This is a genomic window from Methylobacterium cerastii (assembly GCF_022179125.1).
GTDB classification, from domain to species: domain Bacteria; phylum Pseudomonadota; class Alphaproteobacteria; order Rhizobiales; family Beijerinckiaceae; genus Methylobacterium; species Methylobacterium cerastii.
On the sequence record NZ_BPQG01000046.1, the window covers coordinates 35,790 to 54,177 of the forward strand.

Here is an 18,388-nt window from a genome sequence, read left to right on the forward strand (position 1 = left end):
CAACAGGAGTGCAGTCGATTCCATGGCCAACGACATGATCCACGACATCTTCAGCGGCGAGCCGAACCTCAGCACCACGGAGCGCGCGGTCTCGGTGGCGCTCGGCCTCGGCATCGCGGCGGCCGCCGCGCAGCCGCGCCCGAACAAGTGGCTGAGCCTCGCCGCCCTCGTCGTCGGCGTCGGCCTGGCGCTGCGCGGCGCCACCGGCCATTGCGCGATGAAGGCGGTCTCCGACCGGCTCTGAGCTTCGACGAAGCGAGACGAAAAAGGGGGCGCCTCGCGGCGCCCCCTTTTTTTGGTCGGTCGTCTAAGTGAACTGGACCTCAGAGCGTCGTGGTGCGGCCGCGGCTGGCGACGAAGCCGTAGATGGCGAGCACGACGATCGCGCCGACGACCGCGCCGATGAAGCCTGCGCCCTGGTTCGGGCCGTACCAGCCGAGCGCCTGACCGAGGAAGGTCGCGACGAAGGCGCCGACGATGCCGAGGATGGTGGTCAGAATGAAGCCCGCGGGCTCGTTCGAACCGGGCATGATGAACTTGGCGACGACACCGGCGAGAAAACCGATGATGATGGTCCAGAGAATACCCATGACGAACCCCTTGGCGACGTGACGCCTGACGATGTGACGCCGCTTATCCGATGACGCGACGCTAGAACGGACGTGAAACGCACGGTCGGCTTCGTGGGTTGCGACGGATTGGCCGCGATCGGACCTTTTTCCATGCCTTCTCTGGCTCGATCGCCGGCGCGGCGCCCCTTTACCTGGCTGGCGCCGGGCGGCAGAAGCGGTCCGAACCGCAGCTGAGGACAGGGCATGACGATCGAACGCTTCGAGCCGGGCGCACGGATGGCGCAGGGCGTCGCCTACGGCGACACGGTGTACCTCGCGGGCCAGGTCGCGGCCGACACGGTCGGCACCGGCGTCACCGCGCAGACGCAGCAGATTCTGGGACAGATCGACCGGTTGCTGTCAGATGCCGGCAGCGACAAGGAGCGCATCCTGATGGCGACGATCTACCTGGCCGACATCGGGACCTTCGCCGAGATGAACGCGGCCTGGGACGCCTGGGTGTCGAAGGAAAACCCGCCCGGCCGCGCGACCGTCGAGGCCAAGCTCGCCGGACCGGAATACCTCGTCGAGATCGTCGTCGTCGCCGCCCGCTCGGGCAAGTGAAGGGCGCCGCGATGCGGATGGTCCGGTGCGCCCGCGCGATCCTGCTCGCGGGATTGATGCTCGCGGGCGGTCCGGCGCTGGCGGCCGGCCCCGAGCGGGTCGTCAACATCTACAACTGGTCGGACTACGTCGACCCGAAGGTGCTCGAGGCCTTCACCCGCGAGACCGGGATCAAGGTCGTCTACGACACCTACGACAACAACGAGATCCTCGAGACGAAGCTGCTCGCCGGCAAGTCGGGCTACGACGTGGTCGTGCCCTCGGGGCCGTTCCTGCAGCGGCTGATCAAGGCCGGCGCGTTCCTGCCCCTCGACAAGGCCAAGCTCAAGAACCTCGGAAACGCCTGGCCGGAGATCGCCGGGCGGCTGGCTGCCTACGATCCCGGCAACGCCTACGCCGTCGACTACATGTGGGGCACCACCGGGCTCGGGCTCAACCTCGGGCTGGTGCGCGAGCGCCTGGGCACGAACGCCGCCCTCAACAGCTGGAACCTCGTCCTCAACCCGGCCTCGGCGAACAAGCTGAAGGATTGCGGGATCATGATGCTCGACAGCCCCGAGGACCTGATCCCGAGCATGCTGCCGACCTTCGGCCTGAAGAGCGATTCGAAGCGCTGGGACGACATCACCCAGGTCACCGACGCGCTGTTCAAGGTGCGCGGCACGGTGCGGAAGTTCCACTCGTCGGAGTACATCCAGTCGCTCGCCAACGGCGACCTCTGCGTCGCGGTCGGCTATTCCGGCGACGTGCTGCAGGCGAAGAAGCGGGCCGACGAGGCCAAGAACGGCGTCGAGATCGCCTACCTCATCCCGAAGGAAGGCACGCTGATGTGGTTCGACGCCTTCGCGATTCCGAAGGACGCCGCCCACCCTGCCGAGGCGCTGAGCTTCATCGACTATATGCTGCGGCCAGAGGTGGCGGCGGCCAACACCAACTTCGTCTCCTACGCCAGCGGCAACCTGCCCGCGAAGGCGTTCGTGAAGCCCGAGATCCTCTCCAATCCCGGCATCTACCCCGACGAGGCGACGATGCAGCGCCTCTCGGTCAACACCGCCTGGGACGACCGCACCCAGCGTTTCGTCACGCGAGCCTGGACGCGGGTGCGCACGGGCAAATGATGCGTGCGCCGGGCATGAAAAAGCCCGGCGCGACGGCCGGGCTTCGCTTCTGGTCCGAGGATGCGATCAGTCCTTGAGGTCGGCCGGCACCTTGCCGCCGTTCTCTTCGAGCTTCTTGATCACCTGCTTGTGCAGCCAGACGTTCATGGTCGCCGAATCGTCCTTGTCGCCGGTGTAGTGCAGCTCGTCGGCGAGCTGCTTGCGGGCGGTCAGGTTCGAATCGAGATCGAGGAGCTTCATCAGGTCCACGATCGAAGTGCGCCAGTTCAGCGTCTGGGAGTTCTTCTCGGCCATGCCGTTGAGCACGGCTTCGACGTCGACCTGGCCGCCCGAGGTGGAGGCCGACGGCGACGCGTCGGCCGTGGTGGAGGTCGAGGCCGGGCTGCTGGAGCCGCCGGCATCCGTGGTCGAGGGCGCGGCCGAGGACGAGGCCCCCCCGAACGGATGCAGGATCTTGCTGACGATGCTGCCGAGTAGGCTCATGAGATGGATTCCCTCGATCGATGCCGCGGAAGACGTGCCGCAGTCGCGGGACAACGGGGGCGGGACCGGCCTGTTCCGGTTGTGTTGCGTCCTCAGCGAAAGAACGGCAGGCCGACGCCGAGCAGCACAAGGCCGACGAGCAGGCAGATCCCGCTCCAGCGTTCCAGCATCGGTGCACGTTCGGCGTCGCGCTTCGACAATGCGGCGAGGCCGACGCCACAGGTCAGGCAGGTGAAGCACAGCATCGCGACGAGCATCGCCAAGTTGGATTTGTTACGTCGGCAAAGCAGTTAGATTACCAGAATCCGGATCGCAACGGCTTGCAGATCCATAAATATCGGCCTCACTTGATTTTGATGAGTACGCGTAGCGACTCTTGCACCTGACGGTTGAATTGACGGTTCAAGCGTCATGACGTTCCGACGTATGGTCGTGACCATGTGGTTACATCGATCATCTTGGGACGGTGGACGCCGCAAGGCCTGCGCATGAGACATGCGATTTGACCTTTCGCCGGCCTGTGGCATGGGAGCGGCGAACGCCGAACCCGTCGGTCCCCGAGCCCGGACCCTGAGAGCTCATGCGCTACCTCCCCCTCCGCCGTACGATCCTCGCCGCGGCCCTGTTCGCCCTCGGCGCGGGCGCCGCCCCGGCGCAGACCGCGTTGGTCCCCGTCCGCATCGGCGTGATCCCGGTGATCGGTGCGGCGCCGATCTTCGTCGCCAACGGCGAAGGCTGGCTCGAGGCCGCCGGGCTCAAGCCCGGCTTCACCACCTTCGAGTCCGGCCCGAACATGATTCAGGCGCTGGCGTCGGGCACCATCGACGTCTACGTCGCCGGCATCGCGCCGCTGGCCGTGGCGCGCACCAAGAACATCGACGTGCGCGTGGTCGCCGCGACCGCGGTCGAGGAGATGGTGTTCGTCGCCGGCCCCAAGCTCGCACCCTACTTCGCGGCCACCGCCGACAAGGCGGAGGCGTTCCGCCGCTACCGCGAGAAGGAGGGCCGCGCCGCCCGCCTCGCGACCCAGCCGCCGGGCTCGGTGCCGAACACGACGCTGCAGCACTGGCTCTGGCAGGTGGCCAAGACCGACAAGGCGAACGCCGACGTCGTCGCCATGGGCATCGACGCGACGCAGCAGGCGCTGCTCGCCGGCGCGGTGGACGGCGCCTCGATCCGCGAGCCGGCGCTAACGATCGTCCAACAGCGCAACCCGGCGATCACGCTGATCGCCACCGGTGCCGAGATGTTCCCCGATCAGCCCGGCACCGTCGTCGCCGTCTCCGGCGCCTTCGCCGACCGCAACCCGGCCGCCGTGCAAGGGCTCGTGGATGCGCTGGTGAAGGCGACCGACCTGCTCAAGACCGATCCGGCGCGCGCCGCGCCGCCGGTCGAGAAGGCGCTCGGCAAGGGCATTACCGACCTCGCCACCATCCGGAAGGCGCTCTCCTCGCCGGCGGCGAAGTTCACCGCCGACCCGCGCGTGATCATCGAGGCCACGAAGAAGATGCAGGCCTACCAGGTGAGCATCGGCACCCTCGACAAGGACGTGCCGATGGACGGCCTGTTCGTGCCGGGCTTCTACGAGAAGGCGGTCGCGCGCTGACCTTCCTCCGCTCGATCCTGCTGTCGGCCGCGGGGCTCGCCGCCTTCCTGCTCGTCTGGGAGGCCGCGCCGCGGCTCGGGCTGATCAATCCGGCCTTCTTGCCGCCGCCGACCACGATCCCGGCCGCGTTCCTGCGCGAGATCGAGCTCGGCGTCTGGTTCGAGGCGGTGGCGTCGAGCCTCAGCCACTACCTCGTGGGGCTCGCGGTCGGCGCCGGCGCCGGGATCGCCCTGGGGCTCGTCGGCGGCATGTCGCGGACCTTCGAGTCGGCGACCGCCTGGGTGGTGCGCCTGCTCCGGCCAATCCCCGGCCTCGCCTGGGTGCCCTTCGCCATCATCTGGTTCGGGGTCGAGCCCTCGGCCGCCGTGTTCATCATCGCCATCGGAGTGTTCTGGATCGTGTTCTTCGCGACGCAGGGCGCCGTGCGCGGCGTCGACCGCGACCTGATCGAGGTGGCGCAGGCCTTCGGCTTCCGCTCGGCCCCCGCTCGGCTGACCAAGATTCTGCTGCCCGCGGCGACGCCGGGCATCCTCGTCGGCCTGCGCACGGCCCTGGGCCAGGCCTGGATGGCGGTGGTCGCGGCCGAGATCTTCGGCGTGCCCGGCGTCGGGCAGCGGATGATGCAGGCCTCGAGCCTGCTCTCGACCGACATTGTGGTGGTCTACATGCTGACCATGGCCGGGCTCTACGGGCTGTTCGATTCCGCCTTCGTCGCCCTGCAGGGCTGGCTCCTGCGTTGGCGGGCCTGAGCGCATGACAGCCGACACCGCCCCGCACGCCCCGATCGTCGCCTTCCGTGGCCTCAGCCTCGCCTACGAGCGCGCGGGCACGCGCAACGTCATCCTGTCGAACCTCGACCTCACGGTCGCGCGCGGCGAGTTCCTGGTGATCGTCGGCGAATCCGGCGTCGGCAAGTCGACGCTCCTGCGGGTGCTGATCGGGCTCGCCGCGCCGAGTTCCGGCACCGTCGACCTTGCGACGCGCCCCGGGTGCCGCACCCCGATGGCCCTGGTGTTCCAGGATGCGCGCCTGCTGCCGTGGCGGCCCGTCATCGACAACGTGGCGTTCGGCCTCGAGAACAGCGGCCTGTCGCGTGCCGAGCGTCGCGCCAAGGCCGGCGAGATGCTGGCCCTCGTCGGGCTCGGCGACCTCGCTCAGCGCTGGCCGCACCAGCTCTCGGGCGGGCAGCGCCAGCGCGTCGCCATCGCCCGCGCCCTCGCGGTCGACCCCGACGTTCTGCTGATGGACGAGCCGTTCTCGGCGCTCGACAGCTTCACCCGCGAAGGCCTGCAGGACGAGGTGCAGCGCATCCAGGCCGCCACCGGCAAGACGGTGCTGTTCGTGACCCACGACATCGACGAGGCGGTGACCCTGGCCGACCGGGTGGTTGTGCTCGCCGGCAAGCCCGGCCGCGTGGCGGCGGAGGTGCGCATCGACCTGCCGCGTCCGCGGCGGCGGCGCGACGGCGCGCTGCTGGAGGCGGCCCGGCGCCTGCGCGGCGAGCTGTCCCGCGACTCGGCGGAACTCTGACGGAAGCGTCAGAACCAACCTCGGTGAGCCCGGCTCAGCGAGGTTCGACCCCCGCGACTGCGAGGCGGTGGTCGACCGCCGCACCTCATGGGTTATGACCCATGAGATTTGGTATCAGTTGTCCGAATAGGCCCGCATCATCTCGACGATGCGGGCTCGTACCTCCGGGTCCCCGACCCGCAGGAACGCCGCCAGCATCGCGTCGCATTCGGCCGCATTGGGAGTCAGTGCGTCCGAGACCGGTGGCTCGTGCCGGTAGAAGTCCGAGACCGGGATCGCGAGCACGGCAGCGATCTTGCCCAGGATCTGCTGGCTGGCCGCCGAACGCGAGCCATCCAGCATCAGACGCGAGGTTGCCGGGTCCGTCATCGGTTCGTGCCGTCCAGTCTACCTGCCTGCGGTCGGCCCGGCACGTGTATGCGAGCGAACCGGTTGGTCAAATCGGTATTTACGCAAATCGTTGCATGCGCAACGACTAGTTTCAACCATGCGTAGAAAATACGATCGGTGATCCCAGGCACCTCGACGTCCCACGCGGCGCGACGCCATCACGCCAGCGTCGCCGACACCGCCAACCAGACCAAAGCGACCGCTCCGAGGATGCGCCGCCAGGGGTTCACCCCGCGCAGAACTTCGTCGGCGGCCCACCACCCGAGCGCCGCGCCCGCCCCGATCCGCAACCAGAAGTCCGGCCGACCTTGCGGAACGAGGACCCAGCGCACGATCGAGAACCCAAAAAACAACCAGAGCGGGAGATTGGGCCATTGTCCAATCACGAACGCGCCGGTTCGCCGGTCGCGGAACGTCCAGTCCACGGCGCGGCGCAGGGCCGACACGGCCCGCTCAGACCTTGTCGGTGCCCTCGGCCTGGCGGAGCGGCGCGCAGATCTGCGGGCTGACCTTGTCGAGGTGTACGCAGGCGTTGTCGCGGTACCAGGCGCGCAGGCCGGGCTGGGTCGGCGCGACGTACATCGCGACGAGAACGAAGCCGCCGGCGAGCACGATGAGGGTGAGGAGAAGGTTGCGCATTACGGGGGCTCCGATCGGACGGGCCGCCGGGCGACGGGTCGTCCAGGCAAAAGGCCCGTTCGCCGGAAAGGGCGCGGGCCGGGCGGTCGCCAGGTTAGCCCGACGACGGGTCCTGTTCCGCCCGCACAACGGTCAGGGCGCGCCCGGGTTCCGATCCGCGGCGGCGCCGAGGTCATGGTTACCGCCGGCGCGAGCTTCGCGTGCGGTCTTAACGAAGCGTGAAGCGCGTTTCCGGGAAATCCGGGAGGGCCGGTTAAGAAAGCCTGAAACGATTCGCTCGAATGCGCCGGACGACGGATGGTGGGGCGACCGGGCGACGTCCGGCCCCTTCCCGAGACACCATCAGGCGACGGCCATGACCGAGACGTTCGACGACCTCAAGTTCCTGATGAGCCTCGCCTTCGTGGTCTTCGGCGGCTTCGGGCTCGACGCGCTCCTGCGCTGAGCGCGCGGCGCTGGGTCGATCAGCGCGCCGCGGCCCCGTAGGCGCTGCGCAGGGCGAGCAGGGCGTCGGAGGGACCGATGGCGCTCATCGGTCGCGCGGTCGGACCGAGGCGGATCTCCGGCGCGGGGCGGGCCTCGGCGACGACCTTCACCTTCGGCGCATCCGGGACCTGTCCGGATCGCAGGAAGCGGGCGAGTTCGGCGGCCTTGGCGCGCTGCTCGGCGTGGAGCAGCCGCAGGGCCACCACGATCCCGATCGCCCCGGCGCCTTCGAAACAGGCGGCGATCACGTAGCCGGGCGCCATGGTCGTCACTCCTTGGAGAGTTGCCGGGGCGCATGCGGAGGGCGCCGCCGTTCCGCGACGGGTTCTCGGCGGTCATGGTTACCGCCATGTTAACCGCCGGCGGTGTCGCTCCCGGTTCCGGATTTCGTGATGGCAGCGGGCAATGGTCGCCCTCGAGGCCGGCGGTTGGATCGCCTCGATCGCCGCTGCGTCCGTCCGGTTTGAAACCAGTCGGAGCCCCCGTCACGGTGACACCTTGAGATTCGCATGACTGAGCCGACGCTTCCCTGACGCCGTCTCCGAGCGCGACCTCGGCCAAGCCGTTCATGACGCTGGTCGTCGCCTTCGTGCCGGAAGCGGGCGGGTGCCGCTACACCGCCGTCGCCCGGCACTGGAGCGTGGCCGACCGCGAGGCGCACGAGGCGATGGGGTTCCACCAGGGCTGGGGCATCTGCGCCGACCAGTTCGCGGCGCTCGCCCAAACCCCCTGAAGGCTCGCATCGAGACCGAAAACGAAAAAAGGCCGCCCTCGCAGGCGGCCCTCCTTTCGACCGGCGAACCGATCGTACGCCGATCACATGCGGTGACGGCGGTGATGCATCATGCGGTGGCGCCGCTGGTGACGCATCATCGGCCGGCCCATTGGCCGCATGCCGGGGCGCATCGCCGGATCCATGTCGGGCGTGCCGCCCGGCGCACCCATCGCGCGCTCCATGCCGGCGCGCGGGCCGCCGGCCTGGGGGCCGGACCGGTTGTAGGGGGAGTTCCCCTGGGCGAAGGCGGTCGCGGACAGGAGGGTCAGCGACGCGGCGATCAGGAACACTTTCTTCATGGGGAAGTCCTTGGGTCGTCTGTAGGGGCGGAACACCCGCCTCGAACGGCGCCGCAGCCCGATGCGGCGTCGGCGTACGCTGGTGAACTTCGGCCGTCGCGCAGGGGTTCCCCCTCAGGCACGGATTCCGCGCGCAACGACCCGCGTTCGTGCGGACTCCGCTCACTCCCGGTACCCCGCCTCGGTAGTCAGCATCCGCGGCGACGGGCCGGCCGAGGTCTTCCCCCCCGTCCGCGCAGCAGGCCGCCCCGGCTGCGCGCCCGCATCCACCGCACCGGCAAAATGGGCTAGGGACATGGGGCTGCGGAACGCCGGGGCGCGAGGGAGACGCTGATGGATCCGGTACTGATCACGGGGGCCGCCGGGTTCATCGGGTATCACGTGGCCGAGCGCTACCTCGCGGCCGGTCGCCCGGTCGTCGGCATCGACGACCTCAACGCCTACTACGACGTCGGCCTCAAGCAGGCGCGGCTGGCCCGGCTCGAAGGCCGTCCCGGCTTCCGCTTCCTGCGGCTCGACATCGCCGACGCCGCGGCCGTCGACGCGCTGTTCTCCGAGCACCGGTTCAAGCGCGTGGTCCACCTCGCGGCGCAGGCGGGCGTGCGCTACTCGCTGGAGAACCCGCGCGCCTACGCCCGCAGCAACGTCGACGGGTTCCTGAACATCCTCGAAGGCTGCCGCCATCACGGCTGCGAGCACCTGGTCTACGCCTCGTCGAGCTCGGTCTACGGCGCGCTCACCAAGATGCCGTTCTCGGTCCACGACAACGTCGACCATCCGGTCAGCCTGTACGCGGCGACCAAGAAGGCGAACGAGCTGTTCGCGCATTCCTACAGCCACCTCTACCGGCTGCCGACCACGGGCCTGCGCTTCTTCACGGTCTACGGACCCTGGTACCGGCCCGACATGGCCCTGTTCCTGTTCACCCGGGCGATCCTGGCGGGCGAGCCGATCTCGGTGTTCAACAACGGGCTGATGCAGCGCGACTTCACCTACGTCGACGACGTGGTGGACGGCGTCGTGCGGGTGGCTGAGCGCATCGCCGCCCCGAACCCCGCCTGGGACGGCGTACGCCCCGATCCCGGCACGAGCCTCGCGCCCTACCGGATCTACAACGTCGGCAACAACCGGCCGGTGCAGCTTCTCCACCTGATCGACGTGCTGGAGGCGTGCCTCGGGGTGAAGGCGGTGCGCCGGATGCTGCCGATGCAGGCCGGCGACGTGCCGGCCACCTATGCCGACGTGGACGACCTCTCCGCCGCCGTCGGCTTTGCCCCCGCGACGCCGATCGAGGCCGGCGTCGAGCGGTTCGTGCGGTGGTACCGCGACTACTACCGCGCCTAACTCTCAGTCGGCTTGATCTTCAACTGGTCGATGACCCAGCGCCAGGTCCCGTCCGCCTGCTCGCGGGCGGTCTCGACCGAGAGCGTGCCGTCGGGCAGCCGCGCGAAGGTCATCGCGATCGAGCCGTTGCGTATGGGAGGCAGGATTTCGGCGGCCGGAAACTCTGAACGGCGGGCCAGCAGGTCCGCGTAGAAGGCGCGGATCTCGGCGTGCCCGGTGGCGACGACCCGTCCGGCGGCCAGCACCGCCTCCGACTCGTAGAGCGCGACGAGGCCTTCCACGTCGCCGGCGTTCGCGCGCTGGTTGAACAGGCGGGCCAGCGCCTCCGGCGCCTCGGCGCCTTCCCTGTGCATGTCCGACATGGCGGTTCCTTTCGTGATGGTCGGCGGGTTCTTCGAACCGCCGGTTAGGTCAGTTGCGCCCCGGTGCCGTCACGCACCGAGACGGCGATGGGAATGCCGAGCTTCACGCTCTCGGACACGGTGCAGAACCGCTGGAACTGATCCAGGACCCGGTCGATCCGCGGCATGTCGGCGGCGGTGGCGCCCAGGGTGATCCGCACGTCGACGCCGACGATCCGCAGACGTTCGTCGTCGTTGCGCCCGATGCGGCAGGTGGCCTCGGCCGAGACGCCGCCTCCGTCCTGGCGGAACTTGCCCAATGCGAAGACGAGGCTGGCGCACAGGCAGTTCGCGACGCCGGCGATCAGCAACTGCTCCGGGTGCGGCCCGGTCCCACCGCCGATCGGCTCCGCCTCGTCGACCCGCAGGGCCGGCAGGGCCTTACTGAAATCCACGCTGAAGACGTAGTCGCCGACCTGCGTGATCGTGATGCTCGGCGCCGCCGTCATCCCGCGTCCTCCCCACCCTGCCGAATGCCCGGCCTCGCCCCGCGTTCCGGCCCCTCCTCTGACAGACTTGCCCCTGACAGATCCGCGATTTGAAACCGAAGCGCCGCCGGGCCGGCTCCGCATGCCTTGACGCGATTTCCGCTCTGGCATACCACATACCATATAAGGAATCGAGCCGAGGCCGGATCGTTCTCAACGATCGCGAGCCCCGCCCGCCTCCGCCGCAGGGAGAGCTTCCATGCCTGGCCGAATTCCCGACCGCTGATCCCGCCTTCCGCTCGCGGCCGTCATCCCCCGCGGGTCGCGCGACCGACGACCTCGCCCACCGGCGGCGGACGACGGGTCCTGGAACGATGAGCGTCTTGCATGTCTCGGGCGATCGACTTCGAACAACTGGTCTCGAATGCCGGCGACGCGATCGTGGTCTCCGACGCCGACGGCGCGATCGTCGTGTGGAACGCCGCGGCGGAGCGCATCTTCGGGTTCACGCCGGAGGAGGCGATCGGGCGCACTCTCGACCTGATCACGCCCGACCGGCACCGCCAGCGCCACTGGGACGGCTACCACAAGACCATGCGGACGGGGGTGACGCGCTACGGCGCCGAGGTGCTGCGCGTGCCGGCCCTACACAAGGACGGTCGTTCGCTATCGATCGCGTTCACCGTGAGCATGCTGTTCGACGCGGACGAGACCGTCACCGGCATCACCGCCGTGATCCGCGACGAGACCGAACGCTGGAACGCGGAGCGGGCGATGCGCCGCCGCATCGCCGAGCTCGAAGCCTGAGCAATCATCAAGATCTCCCGTCGGAAACGGGCAACGAATTCAAGGTCAAGGCCGGTTTTCGCAAGCGAGAGCAGATCCGGCCGAGAGCAACGTGACCGCCGACCGAGGCTCCGAAGATGAGCCCGGCCTTCGATCACCGAGTGCGTCACCGATCCAGGATCGGCGTCGCCATCCGTCCACGCGAAGAGAGGAAAAGCCGACGATGAGCAAGCCACTCGAGGGGATCAAGATCATCGACTTCACCCACGTCCAGGCCGGTCCGGCCTGCACGCAGCTTCTGGCCTGGTTCGGGGCCGACGTGATCAAGGTCGAGCGCCCCGGCTCCGGCGACGTCACCCGCAACCAGCTGCGCCACGTCGAGGGCGCGGATGCGCTCTACTTCACGATGTTGAACTCCAACAAGCGTTCGCTGACGCTGGACACCAAGACCCCCGAGGGCAAGCAGGTCCTGGAGAAGCTGATCGCCGAGTCCGACGTGCTCGTCGAGAACTTCGGCCCCGGCGCCTTGGACCGGATGGGCTTCTCCTGGCCGCGGATCAACGAGCTCAACCCGGGCATGATCGTCGCCTCGGTGAAGGGCTTCTCCGACGGCCACCACTACGAGGACCTGAAGGTCTACGAGAACGTGGCCCAATGCGCGGGCGGGGCCGCCTCCACCACCGGCTTCTGGGACGGGCCGCCCACCGTCAGCGCCGCGGCGCTCGGGGATTCCAACACCGGCATGCACCTGGCCATCGGCATCCTCACGGCGCTCCACCAGAAGAACAAGACCGGCAAGGGCCAAAAGGTCGCCGTGTCGATGCAGGATTCAGTGCTGAACCTCTGCCGCGTGAAGCTGCGCGACCAGCAGCGCCTCGATGCGCTCGGCTACCTGGAGGAATACCCGCAATACCCGCACGGCACGTTCACGGACGTGGTGCCGCGCGGCGGCAACGCCGGCGGCGGCGGCCAGCCCGGCTGGGTATTGAAGTGCAAGGGCTGGGAGACCGACCCGAACGCCTACATCTACTTCACGATCCAGGGCCATGCCTGGGCGCCGATCTGCCGGGCGATCGGCAAGGACGCGTGGATCGACGATCCGGCCTACAAGACCGCGTCCGCCCGCCAGGACAAGATCATGGACATCTTCGGCACGATCGAGGAATGGCTCGCCGACAAGACCAAGTTCGAGGCGGTCGACATCCTGCGCAAGTTCGACATCCCCTGCGCGCCGGTGATGTCGATGAAGGAGATCTCTGTCGATCCGAGCCTTCGCGCCAGCGGCACGGTCGTCGAGGTGCCTCACCCCCATCTCGGCTCGTACCTGACGGTCGGAAGCCCGATCAAGTTCTCGGACATGACCGTCGAGATCAAGTCGTCGCCGCTGCTGGGCGAGCACACCGACGAGGTGCTGGTCGACCTCGGCTACACCCAGCAGCAGATCGAGGAGCTGCACCAGGCCCGCGCGGTCTGATCGGTTCGACGATCTAGCGAAGCCGCTTCCGGCCCGAAAAGGCACCGGGGCGGCTTCCGTCATATCCATTGCTGCTGCTTCGGAGCTATCAAATTGATCGCGCGAAGCACCGACCGGCCCCCTCTCCCAGGGGGAGAGGGTTGGGGTGAGGGGCGTGACCTAACCGGACATGTCACGCCCCTCATCCTGTCCTTCCCCCCTGGGAGAAGGAACCCGCGCTTGATCCTGCCGGCGGTGCGACGACGGCGGCCTTCGCGGGTGTCGGAATGGCGCGTCCCTAAAACACGCGAAGGCTCGGATCCATGCAGCCACTTTGGCGCCGGTTCGTTCCGGCGGCGACGCCGCTCAGCCTGCGGGAACGCGCCCGCTCGGCGCTCGGCGCAATGCTCGGCATCCTCGTCACCGGGGCGCTCGCGGCCTGGGCATTGGGGCCGACCACCGCCCTGCCCTTCCTGATCGCGCCGATGGGCGCCTCCGCGGTGCTGCTGTTCGCCGTGCCCGCGAGCCCGCTGGCGCAGCCCTGGTCGATCGTCGGCGGAAACCTCGTGGCGGCCCTCGTCGGCGTGAGCGTCGCGGCGCTCGTGCACGATCCGATCCTGGCGGCGGCGCTGGCCATCGCAGGAGCCGTCGGGTCGATGATGGCGCTGCGCTGCGTCCACCCTCCGAGCGGCGCGGTCGCGCTCACCGCGGTGCTGGGCGGCCCGGCGATCCACGACCTCGGCTACGGCTTCGTGCTCTGGCCGGTCGGCGTGAACTCGTTGCTGCTGCTCGCCGCGGCGCTCCTCTTCAACAACCTCACCGGCCGCCCCTACCCGCATCCCGGCATCGCGCCCGCGCCCGGCCGCACCGATCCCGTCGCCGCGCCGCTGGGCTTCAGCGGCGAGGACCTCGATGCGGCGCTAGAAGACTTCGACCAGATCCTCGATGTCGGGCGCAGCGACCTCGAGGCGATCCTGCGGCAGGCGCAGCTCCGCGCCACCCGCCGTCGCTCGGGCCAGACGGACTGCGCCGCGATCATGACCCGCGACGTGGTGGCGATCGCCCCCCACGCGCCGCTGATGGATGCGCTCGCCCTTCTGCGCCGCCACCACATCAAGGTCCTGCCGGTGACCGACGAGAGTGCTCGCGTGGTCGGCATCGTCACGCAGACCGACCTCCTCGACAAGGCGGCGTGGGACCGACGCGGGCCGCGCCTTGGGCTCCTCCGCCGCCTGCGCCTGACCGCGGCCCGCGGGCGCGCCCCGCACGGCTCGGTCGAGGACATCATGACGAGCCCTGTCGTGACGCTGCGGCCGGACAGCCCGATCGGCGAGGTCGTGCTGCAGATGTCTGGGCTCGGCCTGCACCATCTGCCGGTGGTCGGGCCGGACGACCGCCTCGTCGGGATCGTCTCGCAGGGCGACCTCGTGGCGGCCCTGCTCACCGACGCCACGCGGCACCAGGCCGAGGTGCCGACGCCGCGGATGCTGGCGCCGGCCTGATCCGAGGGGGCGTCAGGCTGGGTTCGGCACGTCGAGGAAGAAGGCGACGGCCTGCGCCACCACCGCCGGGTCGTAGGCGTGGGGGCCGTCGTACTCGACGTAGGTGGTGTCGTAGCCGGCCCGTTCGAGCTGCGCGGCATGGCTGCGGCCGCCATGCGCGACCGCGATCTGCGCGTCCCGGGTGCCGTGCGAGACGAAGACCCGCGGCGCCCCGGTCTGGACCTGCACGCTCAGGAAGCCGGCGGACGAGGCGATGACGTGGGTGACGACGTCCCCGTTGGTCAGCCCCGAGGACAGGGCGTAGCTACCGCCGTCCGAATGGCCGGCGAAGGCCAGATGCGACGGATCGAGCAGGAAGCGCGATCCGACCTCGGAGAGCGCGGCTTCGAGGCGCTCGCGGTCGGGACCGTGGCCGGCGATGACGAGGTCCCAGGTCGGGAACAGCGATTGCGGGGCCAGCAGCAGGAACCCGCGCGCCTCCGCGTGGGCTTCCAGCATCGGCAGGATCTTCTCCGCGCCGCCCCCGCCGCCGTGGAACAGCACCGCCAATGGCGTGGCCCTTCGCGGGTCGATCCGGGCCGGCACGTGGAGGATCGCGTCGCGCTCCGGAAACAGCCCGAGCGGGTGACGCCCCGGCGGTAGCGGCGGCTTCACGGGGAGCCGGTGCGCGAAGGCGATGCGGCCGACGAGGCGCGGATCGATCATCGCGTCGGCTCCCATGGTCGCGGGAGGGCGGCGACCGCCCTCCCGCTCTTCGCCCGGCTGCACTTACTTCCGCTTCACGGTGCTCTGCGGGTTGAGGCTGCCGATGTTGCCGCTCTCGGTGCCCGCAGAGGGATCGATCACCGCGTTGATCAGGGTCGGACGACCCGAATCCATCGCCGCGTTGACCGCCTCGCGGAGCGCATCCGGCGTCGTGACGTTGACGCCGACGCCGCCGAAGGCCTCCATCATCTTGTCGTAGCGCGCGTCCTTCACGAACACGGTCGGCGCCACGTCGGCCGCGCCCGACGGGTTCACGTCGGTGCCGCGATAGATGCCGTTGTTGTTGAACACCACGATGCAGACCGGCAGGTCGTACCGGCAGATCGTCTCGACCTCCATGCCGGAGAAGCCGAAGGCCGAGTCGCCCTCGACCGCGAGCACCGGCTTGCCGGTCTCGACGGCCGCCGCCACGGCGAAGCCCATGCCGATGCCCATGATGCCCCAGGTGCCGACGTCGAGGCGCTTGCGCGGCTGGTACATGTCGATGACGCCGCGGGCGAGATCGAGGGTGTTGGCGCCCTCGTTGACGAGGATCGCGTCGGGGCGCTCCTTGATGATTGTGCGCAGCACGCCGAGCGCGCCGTGGAAGTCCATCGGGATCGAGTTCTTCAGGAGGCGCTGGCCCATCTTGGCGATGTTGGCGTCCTTCTTCGCCTTGATCGTCTCGGTCCAGGCCGCGGGCGGCGCCGGCCAGCCGCCCTTCATCCCGTCGAGCAGCGCCGCGACGCAGGAGCCGATGTCGCCGACGACCGGCGCGACGATCTCGACGTTCGAATCCATCTCGCGCGGCTCGATGTCGATCTGGATGAACTTCTTGGAGCCCGGGGCGCCCCAGGTCTTGCCCTTGCCGTGCGAGAGCAGCCAGTTCAGCCGGGCGCCGACCAGGAGCACGACGTCGGCCTCCTTCAGCACCGTCGAGCGCGCGGCGCCGGCCGAGAGCGGGTGGGTGTCGGGCAGGAGGCCCTTGGCCATGCTCATCGGCACGTAGGGGATGCCGCTGGTCTCGACCAGCGCGCGGACCGCCTCGTCGGCCTGCGCGTAGGCGGCGCCCTTGCCGAGGATGATCAGGGGGCGCTCCGCGGTCTTCAGCACGGCCAGCGCCCGCGCGATCGCTTCCGGCGCCGGGATCTGGGCGGGCGCCGGGTCGATCACCTTGACCAGCGACTTCGCGCCGGCCTCGGCGTCCATCACCTGCGCGAAGAGCTTGGCCGGCAGGTCGAGGTAGACGCCGCCGGGACGGCCGGAGCAGGCGGCGCGGATCGCGCGGGCCACGCCGATGCCGATGTCGGCGGCGTGCAGCACGCGGAAGGCCGCCTTGCACAGGGGCTTGGCGATGGCGAGCTGGTCCATCTCCTCGTAGTCGCCCTGCTGCAGGTCGACGATCTCGCGCTCGGACGAGCCCGAGATCAGGATCATCGGGAAGCAGTTGGTGGTGGCGTTGGCCAAAGCCGTCAGGCCGTTGAGGAAGCCCGGCGCCGAGACCGTAAGGCAGATGCCCGGCTTCTTCGTGAGGAAGCCGGCGATCGCCGCCGCGTTGCCGGCATGCTGCTCGTGCCGGAACGAGATCACCCGGATGCCCTCGGCCTGGGCTAGGCGCCCGAGATCGGTGATCGGGATGCCCGGCACGCCGTAGATCGTGTTGATGTCGTTGAGCTTCAACGCGTCGATGACGAGGTGGAACCCGTCGGTCAGCGCAGGCTGGGTGTCGGCCTCGGCCATGTTCACGTCGGCGGTATGCATGTCGATGACTTGTGCGTGCGCGGGCATCTCGGCCTCCCGAATGGATGGTTGTTGGGCCTCTCCGAGGCTTGGGCCTCGGATGGCTGGTCGCAGGACACGCGCCATGGGGGTGTCGATGGGGCGGGTCGACGAGGCGGACGTCGGAGGCGGGGCCGGCGCGAGGCGCCGGCCCGCCGGTGTCAGGCGATCCGGATCGGCTCGGCCTTCGGCACGGACACGGTCTCGTCGAGGGCGAGGTAGCGCGCCCGCATCGGCTTGAGCACGAAGATCGCCAAAGCCGCCGCGGTGAGGTTCAGGGCGACGATCATGCCGAACACCGCGTACCAGCCGTAGGCGGCCGCCACGAGGCTGCCGAAGGGAACCAGGAACGAGGCCGTGCCCTTGGCGGTGTAGAGCAGGCCGGCGTTGCTGGTGGCGAACTTCGAGCCGAAGGTGTCGCCGCAGGTGGCGGGGAACAGCGAGTAGATCTCGCCGAACACGCCGAAGTACAGGGCGGTCGCCAGCACGAACACCGTCGGGATGGTGCCGTAGCTGAGCAGCAGCAGCACCGCGACCGCCGCGGTCGAGAACGCGATGAACATCGTGTTCTCGCGCCCGATCTGGTCGGAGACCCAGCCGAAGAACGGGCGCCCGAACCCGTCGAAGATCCGGTCGAGCGAGATCGCCAGGGTCAGCGTCGCCATCGTCAGGCCGAGCATGCTCACCGGCACGTCGGCGACGTGGAAGTCGTGGGCGATCGGCGCGATCTGCGCCGCCGCCATCAGGCCGCCGGCGGCGACCATCACGAACATCGCGTACATCACCCAGAAGACCGGGGTGCGCACGGTCTCGCTCGGGGTGCGGTCGACCTTGCTCTGGGGCAGGTTGTGGCGCTTGCGCTGCACCGGGGCCGCGCTCCTCGGCTTGCGCAGGAACATCGAGAGGAACACCACCACCGCGCCCTGGATCAGGCCGAAGGTGAGGAACGCGCTCTGGTAGCCGCTCGACGCGATCATCTTCGCGATCGGCACCACCGTGATCGCGGCGCCCGCGCCGAACCCGGCGGCGGTGGCGCCGGCGGCGAGGCCCCGGCGATCCGGGAACCACTTCAGCGCGTTGCCGACGCAGGTGCCGTAGACCGACCCGGCGCCGATGCCGCCGACCACCGCGCCGAGGTAGAGCATCGGCAGCGAGCCGGCATAGGCGTTGATCACCCAGGCCAGCGCGATCATCACGCCGCCGAAGGCGACGACGATCTTGGGTCCGTAATTGTCGACGAACCAGGCCTCGACCGGGACCAGCCAGGTCTCGGTGGCGACGAAGACGGTGAAGGCGAGCTGGATCGAGGCCCGGCCCCAATGATGCTGGGCATCGATCGGATCGACGAACAGCGTCCAGCCGTATTGGAGGTTGGCGATCATCGCCATGCAGAGCACGCCGAAGGCGAGCTGCCACCATTTCGCCGCAGGGGCGTCCTGACGTTCCATCC

Annotated in this window: 23 protein-coding genes and 1 pseudogene; 11 read left to right on the forward strand and 13 right to left on the reverse strand. The window is 69.2% G+C overall.

Translation table 11 applies throughout. From position 1 onward, the window contains the following. The first annotated feature begins 22 nt into the window (after window positions 1–22). Window positions 23–244: a YgaP-like transmembrane domain gene (locus MFF13_RS14965; RefSeq protein WP_147750957.1), complete on the forward strand. Its 222-nt coding sequence runs from the start codon at window positions 23–25 to the stop codon at window positions 242–244. Window positions 245–323: 79 nt separating this feature from the next. Here the strand turns inward: MFF13_RS14965 and MFF13_RS14970 are convergent, their stop codons facing one another. Next, window positions 324–590: a GlsB/YeaQ/YmgE family stress response membrane protein gene (locus tag MFF13_RS14970; protein ID WP_147750956.1), complete on the reverse strand. Its 267-nt coding sequence runs from the start codon at window positions 588–590 to the stop codon at window positions 324–326. A gap of 225 nt (window positions 591–815) precedes the next feature. Between MFF13_RS14970 and MFF13_RS14975 the strand changes: the two genes are divergently transcribed. Both MFF13_RS14975 and MFF13_RS14980 read left to right on the forward strand, forming a co-directional pair. Further along, window positions 816–1,175: a RidA family protein gene (locus MFF13_RS14975; RefSeq protein WP_147750955.1), complete on the forward strand. Its 360-nt coding sequence runs from the start codon at window positions 816–818 to the stop codon at window positions 1,173–1,175. Window positions 1,176–1,192: 17 nt separating this feature from the next. Then, complete coding sequence (locus tag MFF13_RS14980) at window positions 1,193–2,293, forward strand: polyamine ABC transporter substrate-binding protein (RefSeq protein ID WP_147828642.1); 1,101 nt, start codon at window positions 1,193–1,195, stop codon at window positions 2,291–2,293. A gap of 66 nt (window positions 2,294–2,359) precedes the next feature. Here MFF13_RS14980 and MFF13_RS14985 read toward each other — a convergent pair whose 3' ends face one another. Further along, on the reverse strand, window positions 2,360–2,776 hold the full coding sequence (locus MFF13_RS14985) for a DUF3597 domain-containing protein (protein ID WP_147828617.1): 417 nt from the start codon (window positions 2,774–2,776) through the stop codon (window positions 2,360–2,362). 92 nt (window positions 2,777–2,868) lie between these two features. Continuing rightward, window positions 2,869–3,039, reverse strand: a complete 171-nt coding sequence (locus tag MFF13_RS14990) for a hypothetical protein (RefSeq protein ID WP_187273615.1) — start codon at window positions 3,037–3,039, stop codon at window positions 2,869–2,871. Window positions 3,040–3,356: 317 nt separating this feature from the next. On the opposite strand from MFF13_RS14990, the gene MFF13_RS14995 reads away from it, so the two are divergent. Genes MFF13_RS14995 through MFF13_RS15005 form a run of 3 tightly spaced genes read left to right on the forward strand, consistent with a single transcriptional unit; the run spans window position 3,357 to window position 5,912 of the window. Next, on the forward strand, window positions 3,357–4,382 hold the full coding sequence (locus MFF13_RS14995) for an ABC transporter substrate-binding protein (RefSeq protein ID WP_147828618.1): 1,026 nt from the start codon (window positions 3,357–3,359) through the stop codon (window positions 4,380–4,382). Next, window positions 4,379–5,131 carry an ABC transporter permease gene (locus tag MFF13_RS15000; protein ID WP_147828643.1) on the forward strand — a complete coding sequence of 251 codons (753 nt, stop codon included), beginning with the start codon at window positions 4,379–4,381 and terminating at the stop codon, window positions 5,129–5,131. The genes MFF13_RS14995 and MFF13_RS15000 overlap by 4 nt, the downstream gene beginning before the upstream one ends. Before the next feature lie 4 nt (window positions 5,132–5,135). After that, window positions 5,136–5,912, forward strand: a complete 777-nt coding sequence (locus tag MFF13_RS15005; RefSeq protein WP_147828619.1) for an ABC transporter ATP-binding protein — start codon at window positions 5,136–5,138, stop codon at window positions 5,910–5,912. A gap of 114 nt (window positions 5,913–6,026) precedes the next feature. Here MFF13_RS15005 and MFF13_RS15010 read toward each other — a convergent pair whose 3' ends face one another. The 4 genes from MFF13_RS15010 to MFF13_RS15025 all read right to left on the reverse strand — a co-directional run bounded on the left by MFF13_RS15010 (window position 6,027) and on the right by MFF13_RS15025 (window position 7,690). Further along, complete coding sequence (locus MFF13_RS15010) at window positions 6,027–6,281, reverse strand: hypothetical protein (protein ID WP_238272454.1); 255 nt, start codon at window positions 6,279–6,281, stop codon at window positions 6,027–6,029. A 179-nt stretch (window positions 6,282–6,460) separates the two neighbouring features. Then, a complete protein-coding gene (locus MFF13_RS15015; RefSeq protein ID WP_373322549.1) occupies window positions 6,461–6,748 on the reverse strand; it encodes a hypothetical protein in 288 nt (95 codons plus the stop codon). A 7-nt stretch (window positions 6,749–6,755) separates the two neighbouring features. Then, window positions 6,756–6,941 carry a hypothetical protein gene (locus MFF13_RS15020; protein ID WP_147750950.1) on the reverse strand — a complete coding sequence of 62 codons (186 nt, stop codon included), beginning with the start codon at window positions 6,939–6,941 and terminating at the stop codon, window positions 6,756–6,758. A gap of 464 nt (window positions 6,942–7,405) precedes the next feature. Continuing rightward, window positions 7,406–7,690, reverse strand: coding sequence for a hypothetical protein (locus tag MFF13_RS15025; RefSeq protein ID WP_147750949.1), 285 nt, complete (start codon window positions 7,688–7,690; stop codon window positions 7,406–7,408). Between the two features lie 290 nt (window positions 7,691–7,980). On the opposite strand from MFF13_RS15025, the pseudogene MFF13_RS15030 reads away from it, so the two are divergent. Further along, window positions 7,981–8,160 (forward strand): annotated as a pseudogene (locus tag MFF13_RS15030) (SRPBCC domain-containing protein); the annotation flags it as partial. Between the two features lie 83 nt (window positions 8,161–8,243). On the opposite strand, the gene MFF13_RS15035 reads toward MFF13_RS15030, so the two are convergent. Continuing rightward, complete coding sequence (locus tag MFF13_RS15035; protein ID WP_147750947.1) at window positions 8,244–8,501, reverse strand: hypothetical protein; 258 nt, start codon at window positions 8,499–8,501, stop codon at window positions 8,244–8,246. Between the two features lie 333 nt (window positions 8,502–8,834). Between MFF13_RS15035 and MFF13_RS15040 the strand changes: the two genes are divergently transcribed. Continuing rightward, complete coding sequence (locus MFF13_RS15040; RefSeq protein ID WP_147750946.1) at window positions 8,835–9,845, forward strand: NAD-dependent epimerase/dehydratase family protein; 1,011 nt, start codon at window positions 8,835–8,837, stop codon at window positions 9,843–9,845. Here the strand turns inward: MFF13_RS15040 and MFF13_RS15045 are convergent. Continuing rightward, the gene (locus tag MFF13_RS15045) at window positions 9,842–10,207 is read right to left on the reverse strand and encodes a nuclear transport factor 2 family protein (RefSeq protein WP_147828622.1); all 366 of its coding nucleotides are present in this window, start codon (window positions 10,205–10,207) and stop codon (window positions 9,842–9,844) included. The genes MFF13_RS15040 and MFF13_RS15045 overlap by 4 nt on opposite strands. Window positions 10,208–10,251: 44 nt before the next feature. After that, complete coding sequence (locus MFF13_RS15050; RefSeq protein ID WP_147814925.1) at window positions 10,252–10,695, reverse strand: OsmC family protein; 444 nt, start codon at window positions 10,693–10,695, stop codon at window positions 10,252–10,254. Window positions 10,696–11,061: 366 nt separating this feature from the next. On the opposite strand from MFF13_RS15050, the gene MFF13_RS15055 reads away from it, so the two are divergent. The 3 genes from MFF13_RS15055 (at window position 11,062) to MFF13_RS15065 (ending at window position 14,415) form a co-directional block, all read left to right on the forward strand. Beyond that, window positions 11,062–11,481, forward strand: a complete 420-nt coding sequence (locus tag MFF13_RS15055) for a PAS domain-containing protein (protein WP_147764254.1) — start codon at window positions 11,062–11,064, stop codon at window positions 11,479–11,481. Window positions 11,482–11,683: 202 nt separating this feature from the next. Continuing rightward, window positions 11,684–12,934 (forward strand): formyl-CoA transferase, encoded by a 1,251-nt coding sequence (frc, locus tag MFF13_RS15060; protein ID WP_147764255.1) that lies wholly within the window; start codon window positions 11,684–11,686, stop codon window positions 12,932–12,934. A 302-nt stretch (window positions 12,935–13,236) separates the two neighbouring features. Continuing rightward, window positions 13,237–14,415, forward strand: coding sequence for an HPP family protein (locus tag MFF13_RS15065; protein ID WP_147828623.1), 1,179 nt, complete (start codon window positions 13,237–13,239; stop codon window positions 14,413–14,415). A 12-nt stretch (window positions 14,416–14,427) separates the two neighbouring features. Here MFF13_RS15065 and MFF13_RS15070 read toward each other — a convergent pair whose 3' ends face one another. The 3 genes from MFF13_RS15070 to oxlT all read right to left on the reverse strand — a co-directional run bounded on the left by MFF13_RS15070 (window position 14,428) and on the right by oxlT (window position 18,386). Further along, window positions 14,428–15,120, reverse strand: coding sequence for an alpha/beta hydrolase (locus MFF13_RS15070; protein WP_147750940.1), 693 nt, complete (start codon window positions 15,118–15,120; stop codon window positions 14,428–14,430). Between the two features lie 63 nt (window positions 15,121–15,183). Continuing rightward, on the reverse strand, window positions 15,184–16,947 hold the full coding sequence (gene oxc, locus MFF13_RS15075; protein ID WP_147828624.1) for an oxalyl-CoA decarboxylase: 1,764 nt from the start codon (window positions 16,945–16,947) through the stop codon (window positions 15,184–15,186). 152 nt (window positions 16,948–17,099) lie between these two features. Beyond that, a complete protein-coding gene (gene oxlT / locus MFF13_RS15080) occupies window positions 17,100–18,386 on the reverse strand; it encodes an oxalate/formate MFS antiporter (RefSeq protein WP_238272455.1) in 1,287 nt (428 codons plus the stop codon). Between the last annotated feature and the right edge of the window lie 2 nt (window positions 18,387–18,388).